This window comes from Streptomyces carpinensis (assembly GCF_002154505.1).
Classification (GTDB): domain Bacteria; phylum Actinomycetota; class Actinomycetes; order Streptomycetales; family Streptomycetaceae; genus Streptomyces; species Streptomyces carpinensis.
Window position 1 is genome coordinate 1 of sequence record NZ_MUBM01000420.1, and the last position, 12,033, is coordinate 12,033.

At 70.1% G+C, this 12,033-nt stretch carries 7 protein-coding genes and 1 pseudogene; 5 read left to right on the forward strand and 3 right to left on the reverse strand.

The window, feature by feature from the left end; all coding sequences use genetic code 11:
- The first annotated feature begins 253 nt into the window (after positions 1–253).
- Positions 254–1,030: an IclR family transcriptional regulator gene (locus tag BZY54_RS41405; RefSeq protein ID WP_086730526.1), complete on the forward strand. Its 777-nt coding sequence runs from the start codon at positions 254–256 to the stop codon at positions 1,028–1,030.
- Positions 1,031–1,661: 631 nt separating this feature from the next.
- Here the strand turns inward: BZY54_RS41405 and BZY54_RS41410 are convergent.
- A complete protein-coding gene (locus tag BZY54_RS41410) occupies positions 1,662–2,816 on the reverse strand; it encodes a LuxR family transcriptional regulator (protein ID WP_086730527.1) in 1,155 nt (384 codons plus the stop codon).
- A gap of 251 nt (positions 2,817–3,067) precedes the next feature.
- Between BZY54_RS41410 and BZY54_RS41415 the strand changes: the two genes are divergently transcribed.
- Positions 3,068–4,279: a hypothetical protein gene (locus BZY54_RS41415; RefSeq protein ID WP_086730528.1), complete on the forward strand. Its 1,212-nt coding sequence runs from the start codon at positions 3,068–3,070 to the stop codon at positions 4,277–4,279.
- Between the two features lie 26 nt (positions 4,280–4,305).
- Here BZY54_RS41415 and BZY54_RS41420 read toward each other — a convergent pair.
- Positions 4,306–4,775 (reverse strand): annotated as a pseudogene (locus BZY54_RS41420) (arabinofuranosidase catalytic domain-containing protein); the annotation flags it as partial.
- A gap of 47 nt (positions 4,776–4,822) precedes the next feature.
- Here BZY54_RS41420 and pdxR point away from each other — a divergent pair.
- The 3 genes from pdxR to BZY54_RS41435 all read left to right on the forward strand — a co-directional run bounded on the left by pdxR (position 4,823) and on the right by BZY54_RS41435 (position 11,390).
- The gene (gene pdxR, locus BZY54_RS41425; RefSeq protein WP_244217593.1) at positions 4,823–6,262 is read left to right on the forward strand and encodes a MocR-like pyridoxine biosynthesis transcription factor PdxR; all 1,440 of its coding nucleotides are present in this window, start codon (positions 4,823–4,825) and stop codon (positions 6,260–6,262) included.
- A gap of 1,169 nt (positions 6,263–7,431) precedes the next feature.
- Positions 7,432–9,921 carry a SpoIIE family protein phosphatase gene (locus tag BZY54_RS41430; protein ID WP_086730530.1) on the forward strand — a complete coding sequence of 830 codons (2,490 nt, stop codon included), beginning with the start codon at positions 7,432–7,434 and terminating at the stop codon, positions 9,919–9,921.
- A 389-nt stretch (positions 9,922–10,310) separates the two neighbouring features.
- Positions 10,311–11,390 carry a PP2C family protein-serine/threonine phosphatase gene (locus BZY54_RS41435; protein WP_158103998.1) on the forward strand — a complete coding sequence of 360 codons (1,080 nt, stop codon included), beginning with the start codon at positions 10,311–10,313 and terminating at the stop codon, positions 11,388–11,390.
- Between the two features lie 125 nt (positions 11,391–11,515).
- On the opposite strand, the gene BZY54_RS51280 is transcribed toward BZY54_RS41435, so the two are convergent.
- Positions 11,516–11,686 carry a hypothetical protein gene (locus tag BZY54_RS51280; protein ID WP_158103999.1) on the reverse strand — a complete coding sequence of 57 codons (171 nt, stop codon included), beginning with the start codon at positions 11,684–11,686 and terminating at the stop codon, positions 11,516–11,518.
- Positions 11,687–12,033: the final 347 nt, after the last annotated feature.

Genomic DNA, 12,033 nt, shown 5'->3' on the forward strand with positions numbered 1-12,033 from the left:
ACCCCTGAGGAAGCCGAGGGAGGGGCGGGAGCCCGCTCGCGAGAGCGCGCGGCATCCGCCCGTGCGCCGGGGGCCCGCCACGCGCGTGGTCGCCGGGGCATTCCGTTCGTGCCGGAGCGCTCGCCATGGGACCAGCATCCCGACGCCCCGAATACTCGCCGGAGCATTGACGGCCGTCAGGGCTCTGCCTAGCTTTTCGGTGAGGTGCCCGAGTCCGCTGTGGAGTGGCAGGCACCCGGACAAGGAGGTCCGCATGCAGCGCCGAGCCCCGACCGACAGCTGTTCGGTGACGGCCAGGGCTCTGCAGGTGCTGGAAGCCTTCACTCCTGACCGGCCCGTCCTGCGGCTCGCCGAGATCTCCCGCCACACCGGCCTGCCCCTCACCACCACCCACCGGCTGGTGAAGGAACTGGCCGGCTGGGGTGCGCTCGAACGCGAGCCGGACGGCGGCTACCGCATAGGGCTGCGGCTGTGGGAGATCGCCTCCCTCGCCCCGCGCGGCCTCGGCCTGCGCGAGGCCGCCCTGCCGTACCTCTCCGACCTCGGACACATCACCCGCGAGAACGTGCAGCTCGCCGTCCGCGAGGAGCTGTCCGTCGTCTACGTGGAGCGCCTCGCCGGCCGTGACGCGGTCCGGGTCCTCACCCGCGTCGGCGGGCGGTTCGACCTCGCGCCCACCGGCGTCGGCCTCGTCCTCCTCGCCCATGCACCCCGGGAGGTTCAGGAACGGGTGTTCTCCCGGCCGTTCGTCCGGCACACGAAGAAGACCCTGTGCACCCCGGACGAGGTCCGCCGCGCCCTGGCCGAAGTGCGCAGCACCGGGGTCGTCATCAGCGACCGGCAGGTGACGATGGACGCCGTGTCGGTCGCCGCCCCCGTGTACGGGCCGGACAACACCGTCGTCGCGGCCGTCTCGGTCGTCGCCCACGCCGACGCCGTGAACCCGCACGCCCTTGCCCCGCTGGTGCAGGTTGCGGCGCGCGGGATCTCACGGTCCCTCGGGGCACGGCTCAGGTCCTCGGTCGCCTGACGGCCACGGTCGGGTCGTCTCATCGGCACGGCGGGGTGGCGTGACGGATACGGCGGCTCACCTGACCGGCACGGCGGGGTGGCCTGGTGGATACGTCCGAGTCGCCTGACCGACGTGCACCGATGGCCGATGCGGGCCTCGGTCACAGGACCACCACCGAGCGCAGGACGTCGCCGTGGTGCATCCGCTCGAAGGCCTTCTCCACCTTGTCCAGGCCGATGGTCTCGGACACGAAGGACCGCGACCCAGACCTGGAGCACCTTCATCGGCTCGCTCGACTTCGCGAGCGTCCGGACGCTGCGACCCTCTTTGACGCTGCCCGGTCGTTCGGGACCGACATCCAGCTGCAGCCGGCACCGGTCCCGGCGGTCGGGTCGGGCGTCCTTCGCGTGCGACACCGAGTTGGCCGCGTTCCTCACGGCCGAGTACGACAAGGGGCGGCCGCTGGGCCAACTTCCTGCGTTCTGAAAGATGTTGGCATGGGTGCCCGTCTGCGGCCGTACTTGGCACGTCGGCTCAAGAGCGGGTGAGCGCAATTCCCTTCGTCACTTCGGTTGTCGACGTGCGTGCAGGTCGGGAACTGCTGGTAGCAGCCAGGCACGCTGGCGCCTGCCGCATTCCGGAGCATGCCTCAGTCCAGCCAGCCCGCGCGCGAGGCCTCCCAGCCGAGCTGGAACCTGGTCGTCGCACCCGTGCGCCGCATGAGGTCCCCCAGTCGCCGCTGCACGGTGCGGTGCCCCATGCCCAGCTGACGGGCGACTGCCGCGTCGGTCAGACCGACGTACAGCAGCGCCAGGATGCGGCGGTCGAGGTCGTCGACGGCTTCGGCCTCCGTGCGGCGCGGCCCGGCCTCAGACTCGTCCGCGGCCCCTTCGCCGCTCCGCGGACCGGCGAAGGGGCGCAGCAGCCGCCCGCCCGCGAAGCACTGCTCGAACAGGGCGACCAGGGCGGTCAGCAGGCCGCTGCGATGTACCACGAGCGCCACCGGCTCGGTCTCGTCGCGTTCTGGGTCCAGTGGGAGCAGCGCCGTCCGACGGTCCGCCATGACCATCTTGATGGGCACCTGTTCGACCACGGAGATCTGCTGCCCCTGCACCACGGCGTCGTCGATCACGGCGGCCGCGTCGGGCCGTTCCAGCCAGCCGCGTTCCACCACCGAACGCTGGAGAACCCCGCGGCGCATCGAATCGTGTTCCACCACGACGAGGTTGTCCTCGAAGCTGATCGCGGTCGGAGTCTCCATCGCCGGCACCAAAGCGCACACCTCGCGCTCGGACCGTTCCTGCATGGCAATCAGCCGGCGGCGTATCGCCAGGGTGCCGGACAGCACCTCGACGGGCGCTCCCGAGGCGCCGGCCTGGGCGGCACGGTGCCGCTCGGCGAGGTCCGTGGCCAGGAACTCGGCCCGGTGCAGGGCCGCTCTGCGCGCCTCCCGCAGCGGGGCGAGCGCCAGCAGAGGCGAGGTCGCGCGGTAGTGCTGTGCCGCACCGGTGTCGGCGTCCGCGTGGTGGACGCTGGCCAGTCCCCGTTCCACCAGGGCGTCCAGGGCGCGCCTCACCGCGTTCTCGGGTAGCCGGCCCGTCAGATCCGCGGGCTCGCTGCCCGGCCGGTCGACCAGGCTGCGGTAGACGAGGTCCTCATCGGCTCCGAAGCCGAGCAGGGTGAGCAACGGCGGTTCCGACCGCCGTCGGCCGATCCCCGCCTCGTCGTCCGCCGGCCGAGAACCCGCGGGGTGCTCGGAACCGGTTCCGGCCTCTCCCCGGAAGGCCGCCTCGGGTTCCGCCATCGGCCCGCCCCTTGCGCACCGCCGCACCCTGGTACGCCGCACCGTGGTATCGCGGGCCGATCCGCTCCACTTCGGTCCGGCAGAGACTATCCGACGTGCCCGATCCCTGGCCCGCGCTTTCCTGGAGGCCTCCGGCACGGTTCGTCGTTCGCTGCCACCTCAAGCCGCGGCACCCAGCGCTGATCGCATGACCGTCGCCTGATCGACACCGAATCGCGGGACGGAATCCTGGCATGCCAGGATCTGCCGCTGTGACGCATGGCGACCCCCTCACCGGCCTGGACGATGTGCCCTGGGCACAGCTGCAGCACTCCTATGGCACAGCCGACGACGTCCCCGGACTCCTCCGGGCGATGCAGGCGGGGGCTTGGGAGGGCCGGTACCCGCCGAGTGCGCAGCTCGCGAACCATATCGTGCACCAGGGCACGCGATCGCAGGCTGCGGTGTACACCGTTCCGTTCCTCGTGCGGATGGCACTCGACCCGAGATTGGCGAACAGGCATCGGTTCGTCGGTCTGCTGGTCGCCATCGCGATCGGGCGGGACAACAACTGTCTGCCGAACGGCTATGACCCTCGGGAAGACCGCGCCTACCTGTCGAGGCTACGCGGCGAAGCCGACGAGTGGGCTCAGTGGATCGCCGAAGCGGCGGACGATGAGCGGCGCAAACAGCGCGAGGAGAGCTGCGCGCAAGTTCTCATCGACGCTGAAGCGGTGGTGCGTTCCTATGACGCCGTTCGGGAAGCACTTCCCGAACTCGCCGTCCTGCTGACCTCGGGCAGCCCTGAACTTCGGGCCGAGACGGCGAACTTGCTCGCGTGGTTCCCCGAGTCCGCGGCGACGTCGATTCCGCTGTTGAAGGCGTTCGTCGCCGATGAAGTCTCGCCCGGCGCGGCGGCGACGGGATTGGGCGCCCTCGGTCTGCTCGGCGAGCCGGCGACCGTCCCCTTCATCGGGCGCTACCTGGACAGCCCGATCGTCGAGCTGCGCTGGGCCTCCGCCTTCGCGTTGACGCGGTTCGGCATCGCCGGCCCGGCCGTCGTCGACGTGCTGTCGCAGGTCGTCGCCCGGCCGCCTGAGAAGACCGAGACGATGTCGTTCCTGAACGGCTCTTACCGTGGCCTCGCGGCGATGGCCCTGGCCGAAACGTCCGAAGCCACGACGCTCCGGGCGGTCGATGCCATGCTGGCCGGCCTGGCTGACTGTTCGGGCGTCGAAGGCTTCTCCGACAGGTACTACACCGCGCACATGCTGTTCACGCTGGTTTTCCCGGGTGATCCCGCCGAACCGCCGCGGTCCTTCGGCGACCTGCGCCACGTGCAGCAGCGTGTCGTGCGCTTCCTCGCCGACCAGGACGAGGCTGCCTGGCCATCCACCGCAATGGACGCTTTGCGTCGGTGGAAGGTGCCGGCCAGGCGCTCTGACCTGCGCGTCTACGTCGGGATTAGCCAGGCCGGCCAATAGGCCGGCACTCGACGCCTCTTCAAGCAGTTCCGGTGAGCCGAGCGCAGCCCGCCGGGCGCGACCCGACCCGACGAGGCGTATGCCTTGTGGCCGCCCACGGTGGCCGGCGCGGCGAATGCTTCCGCGACGTTGTCGTAGCCGCCCGCGGCAGGACCGAGAACCCTCCGGGCGGCGCCTGGGTGAGGTGGTTGCCCTGGCCCGGCTGGTCGTAGACGACGGTGAAGAGGCAGCTTGTTGCCGCGCAGAACGAGTCCTGCGCGGCGGCGTCGGCGTAGCCGCCCGTGCTGAGCACGGGCGGTTCCCGGGTCCCGCCGTCGGAAGCGCGCTCGACCTGGTACAGACGGCCGTCGTACGCGGAGTACAGCGCGCGGGTCGTGCTGTGCGCGGCCACGCAGGGTGTGCCGCCGGAGGCCTCAGGGGCGAGCTTCGCCCCGTCCATACGCGCCGTGTGTTCCGGGAGACGTGCGGTGCTTTCGTGTGCTTCGTTCATCGTCATTCCCGCAACGCTACGTTCTCAGTGGTATGGGAGTATGGTTCATTTGCATGGCAGATTTCCGGTCCAATTCGGCGGCCGAGATGCCTCCCGCGCTCGGTGCCGACCTGCATCTGGAGCTGCACGGACGCGGGCTGCGTGCAGGGCTCACTGACGCCTTGAGGGAGGCAGTTCGCACGCGGCGTCTGGCGCCCGGCAGCCGGCTGCCCGCCTCCCGCTCACTCGCCGCGGATCTCGGGGTCTCCCGCAATACCGTGGTCGAGGCCTACGCCGAACTGGTCGCCGAGGGCTGGCTCACCGCCCAGCAGGGCTCCGGGACCCGGGTGGCCACCCGGGTCGAGCCGCACAGGGCCGCGCCGGACGCTCCTCGCGCGAGGCCGCACGAGCTCCGTCCCAGGTATGGCCCGTGGACGGGTGCACCGGACCTCGCGAACTTTCCGCGCACACAGTGGCTCACCGCGGCCCGCCGGGCTCTGACCGCCGCGCCACACGACGCCTTCGGCTACGGCGACGCCCGCGGCCGGATGGAGCTGCGCACCGCACTCGCGGACTACCTGGCGCGTGCCCGCGGGGTATACGCCGGGCCGGAGCGGATCGTCATCAGTTCCGGTTTCCACCACGGCCTGGCGCTGATGGCGCAGACGCTCAGGGTGCGGCGCGTGCGGGCGGTGGCCGTCGAGGCCTACGGCCTCGACCTGTATCGCGACCTGCTGAGGAATGCCGGTCTGCACACTCCACCCCTCTACGTCGACGACCATGGCGCGCGCATCGACGACCTCGCGCGACTGCCCGGAGTGGGCGCGGTGCTGCTGACCCCGGCTCACCAGTACCCGACAGGTGTCGCGCTCTGCCCGGAGCGGCGCACGGCGGCCGTCGAGTGGGCACGTGCCACGGGCGGTCTGATCCTGGAGGACGACTATGACGGGGAGTTCCGGTACGACCGTCAGCCGGTGGGCGCCCTGCAGGGCCTCGATCCGGAGCGGGTGGTGTACTTCGGTTCGGTGAGCAAGTCCCTGGCGCCGGGGGTACGGCTCGGATGGATGGTGCTGCCGGAGGAACTCGTCCCGGAGATCGTGACGGCCAAAGGGCACGGCGATTACATGACGAGCGCCCTGGAGCAGCTGACGCTGGCGGAATTCATCGCCTCGGGTGCGTACGACCGTCATGTGCGCTCGATGCGGCTGCGCTACCGGCGTCGCCGCGATCAGCTGGTCGAGGTCCTGCGCCAGAGGGCTCCCGGCATCCGTGTGACCGGGATGGCTGCAGGACTGCAGACGGTCCTCGAACTCCCGCGTGGAACCGAAAGCTCGGTGGTCCAGGCCGCGGCCCGGCAAGGTCTGGCGATCAGGGGGCTGACGCAGTTCCGCTACGAAGTGGCGGACCGTGGATGGCAGTTGCTTGAACGGGACGCCCTGGTGGTCAACTACGCGGCGCCCTCGGACAGCGCGTGGGCAGGCGCACTGGACGCACTGTGCAGGGTGTTGCCCTAGAAGTGCCCTGGATGAGCCCTAGAAGGGGTTCCGAGGGCGGAGCGGACGCGTCTCTGTCCGGTTCGGGAGAGTCCCTGCCGAGATTCGAGGCGCTGGGGCTGTCGGCCTCAAGTGCCAGGCCGCCCGTTCCGGAGTCGACGCGATCTCTCAGGCGGGAAGCGCGCTGTCATGATCTCGCCATCCGGGAGCGGGTCCGTGTCCCAGATCTATAAATCGCGATCTTGCTTTGTCCGCAGAATTGGTCTGGGAATCTGTCGTAGAAATGGACCGTACTCAGGTGCCACTGGGTGCGTAGCTTTGCGGGCATGAGCACGAACGAAGCGCACGGCAGCCCGCAGTGCCTCCGCGAGCACACGCACCGTCTGGACTGGGCGAAGCTCGCTCCGGAGGCCTCAGGCCATGATCCGCCTGGACACGGCACCGTGATGGTCCCCCTGTGGCTCATGGGCGCCTTCCCCGGTTGCGGCATCGTTCCCTCCGCGCCGGCCAAAATGTCGGGGAGGGGTCTTGGGCGCCTGGTGCGCGGCCCGCGGTCGCCTTCCCGTCGATCGGCTACGCGGCGCTCGTGCCCGCGCCCTCCTGGCAGCCCGCGCCCGTCTTTGTCGCCGAGGCCCGGCGGCAGACGGTGATCATGCCGGCGGCCGGGTTTTGCATGGCTCATGGCCGCCGTGTGCGCTGGTGCCGTACGTCATCGGACTGTCCGTCGCGCTGGTGATCGATTTTCTGCGGCCTCGCAGCGGGGACTCGATCAACCCCGCCAGCTCGGGCCTGCCGCATTCGCCGGGCAGCAGACCACCGATCTGCGGATCCGTCTGGTCGCTCCGATTCTGGGAGCGGCCCTCGGGGCCTGACCGCACCGCGTTCTCAGCCGTCGCCGACTGACGCGTCGAAGCGCGGTGCGAGCAAGCGGGGCGTCACCGGACGGCCGAGTTGCTGCTGTCGGCGTCAGCCGACGGCCCGTTGGCCGCACCCCGGCCCCGACAGGGGCCCGCCAGAGCGCGTCTGACGGGCCGAGACCACCGCCGCAGCCACCGTCCGGCGCAGTGTGAATGGGCTGGGGCCTGCCGTGCCTGGTGGCTCGATCACTCCCAGCCCTCAACCTATCCATCCACCAGACAGCCGAGCAGCTGGGGGGACCGCATCGCCGGGGGACACCGAAGGGAAGAGCAATGGGCAGTTCCGCAGATACCGCAGTCTCCGAGGCTCAGACGGCCATCGAGACAGTCGGCCCGGCGATAGCTCTCCTCGACGCGCAGGGGACGGTGGTCGGATGGTCGCAGGCCGCTCAGCGGCTCGTGGGCTACTCGGCCGCGGAGGTGGTGGGGCGGTCCGCCGGTGTCCTGTTGGTGGCCGCCGACGACCGAGTAAAGGCTTCACAAGCCGCACAAGAGAGCACCCTCCGGGGCCGCTGGTCCGGCCTCGCGCAGGTGCGGCACCGCGACGGCCGCAGCATCGACGTGCGCCTGTGCGTGTCATCGCTGTCCGGGCAGGACGGCCGGGAGTGGTGGGTGGTCTGTGCGACCGACAAGGCCTTGCTTCCCGCGTGGCCGGCCGAGGCCACAGTGGCGGTGCCGCTCCTCGCTACGCTGCCGGTGCCGAGCTGCCTGCCGATCGGTGTCGTCATACGGGACACGCACCTGCGCTGCATCCGGGCGAACGACGCTCAGGGCTCCTGGGACGGAATCCCTCTCCAACAGCGGCTGGGCCGCAGGCTGACGGAGGCGGCACCCGGGACGGCGGCCGAAACGCTGGAGGCAGTGATGCACCAGGTGCTGGAGAGCGGGGACCCGGGGATGCACGTGGACTACCAGGCATTGCTGCCGGCGAATGTGCCAAGCAACCGTATATTGACAGCGTCCTTCGTCCGCATCGACGACGCGCAGGGCCGCGCGCTGGGCGTGTGCGTCGTGAGCGTGGACGTCACCGACTGCCGACGGGCGCGAGAGCGTCTGGCAATCCTCGGCGAGGCCAGCAGGCGCATCGGCACCACTTTGGACGTCATGCAGACCGGGCAGGAACTGGCCGACCTCGCCGTGCCGTTCCTCGCGGACTACGCCACTGTCGACCTGGCGGAGTCCGTCCCACTCGGCGAGGAGCCCTTGGCCCATCTCTGCGTACAGGACGGGCGCATCCCCGTCTTCCACCGTGCGGGCCTGGCCTCGATCCACCCGGGAACGCCGGAGTCCCTGTCCGCTCGCGGAGCGCCGGTCTTCGTCCCGCCCACTTCGCCCGTCACGGGTGTCCTGCGCTCCGGGAAATCCCACTTCGAGCCGATGCTGGACACATCCCCGGGCACGTGGCTGGACCACCACGGCGCGGCGTGGGCGGAGAAGATCGGCGAGCACGCCATGCACTCGTTGATGGTCGTCCCGATTCACGCCCGGGACGCAGTGCTGGGCGTGGCGGTCTTCGTGCGGACGAAGGACCCCAGGCCGTTCGAGGAGGACGACCTGCTCTTGGCCGAGGAACTCGTCAGCTGGGCTGCGCTGGCTCTGGACAATGCTCACCAATACGTGCGCGAACGCTCCGCGGCTCTCGCGCTGCAGCGCCATCTGCTCCCCCGCCGCGCAACAGGCGGATCCGCCGCCGAAGTGGCCTGGCACTACCTGCCGGCCGACGGTCACTACGGCGTCGGGGGTGACTGGTTCGATGTGATCCCGCTGCCCGGCGCCCGGGTCGCACTGGTCGTCGGCGACGTGGTCGGACACGGCATCAACGCCGCGGCGACCATGGGCAGACTCCGCACCGCCGTACGCACCCTGGCCGCCATGGACCTTTCCCCGGACGAACTGCTGGCCCACCTCGACGACTTGGTCGTCGACCTCACCGAGGCGGACGCCGACCCCCGACACCTGGTCACCACCACGATGGCGGCCACCTGCCTGTACGCCGTCTACGACCCGGTCACCCGCACCTGCACGATGGCCCGGGCCGGCCACCCCCCGCCCGCGGTCATCGACCCGCACGGCCGCGTCACCTTCCCCGACCTGCCCAGCGGAGCACCGCTCGGCCTCGGGCTGGTCCCCTTCGAGTCCGTAACTCTGGAACTCGCCGAAGGAAGCGGGCTCGCCCTCTACACCGACGGTCTGATCGAGGCCCGCCACCGGGACATCAGCGACGGCATGAACCGTTTGCGCGCGGCCCTCGCACGGCCCTACCTCACACTGGACGATCTGTGCTCTTCCACAGTGGACACACTGCGGGCCGAGCCGCCGAGCGACGATGTCACTCTGCTTCTCGCACGGACCCGCTCGCTGAGCGCAGACCAGGTTGCCTCTTGGCAGTTCCCCAGCGATCCCGCCGTCGTCAGCCGTGCCCGAACTCTCGCTACCCGTCAGCTGACCCAGTGGGGACTGGAACACCTAGCCGAGTCCACAGAGCTGATCGTCAGCGAACTGTTCACCAACGCCATCATCCACGGCAACGGCGACTGCAACAGCGACCGCACGATCGGCCTACGCCTCATCCGGCACGAGATGCTGACCTGCGAAGTCTCCGACGCCAGCCACAGCCACCCGCTTCTGCGACACCCCCGCACCACCGACGAACACGGCCGCGGCCTCTTCCTCGTCACTCAACTGTCCCGCCGATGGGGAACCCGCCACATCCCGGACGGCAAACTCATCTGGTCTGATCAGCAACTGTCGGCCAGTGCGTGAAACCACACCACAGCACACCGCCCAGCGGCAGCCCGGTGGCGGGGTGGAAAGCCCCATCCGCCCTCCCGCCTTGTCGCCAAACTCCAACGACGACATTGGAGGTTTCGTGAGACCCGGACCTCGTCCGCCCCGGCGATCGGGAGTGGATCTGCAACGTGGTCGAAGCAGCCGGAACGGCCGAAGCGGCCGGATACAGCAGTTCGTGGGCGTACGAACGGCTGCTCTTCCCGGTGCCCTGTGCCCTGATGCAGCTCGGTGTGCGTACCGAGCGGCGACGCTTCATTGCCGTGCGCGCCGAACCTGGGAGAACAATGCCGAGCAGACCGTCTTTGCAGGCGACTAGGGCACCGAGCGGATGGCGGGCCTACCGATGGGTGACCCTGTGGTCCGTGCCGATCGTGGCGGTTCCGGTGGCCGACTGGTTCCTGCCACCGAACGTCCACCTCGCCCATCTGCTGGTCATCCCGCTCGCGCTCGCCGCCGCCATCGCCGACACCCGCCGTACTGCCGTCACCGCTCTGCTCGCCCTGGCGGCGCTGGTCGTCGCGGGAGCCGAGCGACGTACGCTGACCACCGAGAGCGTTCTCGTGCAGATGCTGTCCCTGGTGCTGTTCTCGGCGCTGCTCCTGTTCACCACCCGTCTGCGCGAGCGGCATCAGCGCCAGCTGGCCATCGTGCGCCGGATCTCGGAAGCCGCGCAGTCCGTGCTGCTGCGGCCACTGCCGCGACGCGCGGGAGCGGTGTCCCTGGCGTCGACGTACGTGGCCGCCGAGACCGAAGCCCGTATCGGTGGAGACCTGTACGCACTGGTCCGCGCGCCTGGCGCCACCCGGCTGATCATCGGGGATGCGCGCGGCAAGGGGCTCGGGGCCATCGGGGACATCGAGACCGTCCTCGGTGCCTTCCGCTTCAACGCGCACAGGCATTCCACACTGTCCGGGCTCGCGTCCGCCCTGGAGTCCGATGTGTGCTGGGACCTGGGCCAGGCGCACCACGGGGATCCTGCCGAATGGCCCGGTGAACGCTTCGTCACGGCGGCCGTGCTGGAGATCCCGGATGACCAGCCCTGTGCCCGTCTGATCAGTTTCGGTCATCTACCGCCGCTCCTGCTGCACGGGGGGCCCGTCACACCCCTGGAAGTCAGTGCCCCCGCTCCTCCGCTGGGTCTTGGCGCCCTGACGGAGACCGAGTATGCCCCGTTGACCTTCCGTTTCGCCCCGGGCGACCGGCTGGTGCTGTACACGGACGGAGTCACCGAGGCACGGGACTGCATGGGCGGCTTCTACCCCCTCGTGGAGCGGGTGACAGCTTGGGCCGATCAGCGTCCGGATGCGCTCGTGCGCAGGATCGGCGCGGACCTGCGGGCGCATACGGGCGGGCCGCTCGCCGACGACATGGCCCTGATCGTGCTGCAGCGCGAGGGGGCGCGCGTCCGGGCCCGGATCTCCGAGAACCGGTGGGTTTCGTGACGAAGGTGCGGCCCGCTCGGGGAGAGATGGCGACGGTGCCGGGCGCCCCCGGGCCCGGCGGGCTGTTCCCTGCCGGGCCCGGCGAGGTGCGGTGTGGGCCCTGGGCCGGGTGCGGAGTGTGCGGCTCAGTCGCGTTCGCGCTCGTATGCGGCGAGGAGGAAGAGCCGGAACTGGCAACCGTAGTCGTCGAAGGTGCCTTCGCCGCGGCCCCGTGGACGAAAAGCGGTCTTGGTCAGCACACCGTCGATATCGAACAGGTATGGCCTTACTTTGTCCGGAAGGCTCAGCTTTGTCATCGTTGGTGTTATACGCGTGCCGCCCTCCGCCGCTCACTCCGATCCGGAGGAACGGCGGGCCGGGCTCCGTGGCCATCCGACACGGCGCTCGCATCGCGCCCAGCGCCGCACCGTGGGTGTGCCCACCGGGGGCCTTGTGCGGTGTGCACATCGCAACACCGCCTAGCCCTCGCATCCGAACCGCAATGGCCCCAGACCGACGACGTCGAGCGTCTCGGGCGAATGCCCATCCGTTCCAGGACTGCCCATGACCACACCGGCTGACAAGAACGGTCATGCTTCCCCACGCCACCCGGAAGCGAGTGAACCGTCCTACACGGACCCCCAGCACAACCGGACCCCCACCC

Bases quoted from the DNA above. Each gene is read 5' to 3' on its own strand.
- BZY54_RS41405 (WP_086730526.1), top strand. From the start codon at position 254: ATGCAGCGCCGAGCCCCGACCGACAGCTGTTCGGTGACGGCCAGGGCT.
- BZY54_RS41410 (WP_086730527.1), bottom strand. From the start codon at position 2,816: ATGGCGGAACCCGAGGCGGCCTTCCGGGGAGAGGCCGGAACCGGTTCC.
- pdxR (WP_244217593.1), top strand. From the start codon at position 4,823: ATGGCAGATTTCCGGTCCAATTCGGCGGCCGAGATGCCTCCCGCGCTC.
- BZY54_RS41430 (WP_086730530.1), top strand. From the start codon at position 7,432: ATGGGCAGTTCCGCAGATACCGCAGTCTCCGAGGCTCAGACGGCCATC.
- BZY54_RS51280 (WP_158103999.1), bottom strand. From the start codon at position 11,686: ATGACAAAGCTGAGCCTTCCGGACAAAGTAAGGCCATACCTGTTCGAT.